This window comes from Lysinibacillus sp. GbtcB16 (assembly GCF_019091145.1).
Classification (GTDB): Bacteria; Bacillota; Bacilli; order Bacillales_A; family Planococcaceae; genus Lysinibacillus; species Lysinibacillus fusiformis.
Genome location: NZ_JAGXJV010000897.1, coordinates 1 through 234 on the forward strand (window position 1 = coordinate 1; position 234 = coordinate 234).

Below are 234 nucleotides of genomic sequence, written 5' to 3' on the forward strand. Positions count from 1 at the left end.
GTTTTTTAAAGATAATAAAACCATGTTAAAAAAATGGCTGGATCGTCACGGAATAGAGCAACAAAAAATTGCGCGTACCGCGGGTATTTCTTTACCAACAATGACAAAGGCTTGTCGTGATAAAACCTATATTCCAACACCCCTTGTAATGAAAAAACACTTGAAAGCTATTAGTAAAATAGACCCCTACGCACAACCGCATGATTTTTGGAGAATGTAAAAAGCACAAGCGAC

General features: G+C 37.2%; 1 protein-coding gene. It reads left to right on the forward strand.

Features of this window, described 5'->3' with window-relative positions; translation table 11 throughout:
* The coding region (locus KVT27_RS26235; RefSeq protein WP_217582340.1) for a helix-turn-helix domain-containing protein at nucleotides 1-220 on the forward strand (220 nt) is incomplete at its 5' end.
* Between the last annotated feature and the right edge of the window lie 14 nt (nucleotides 221-234).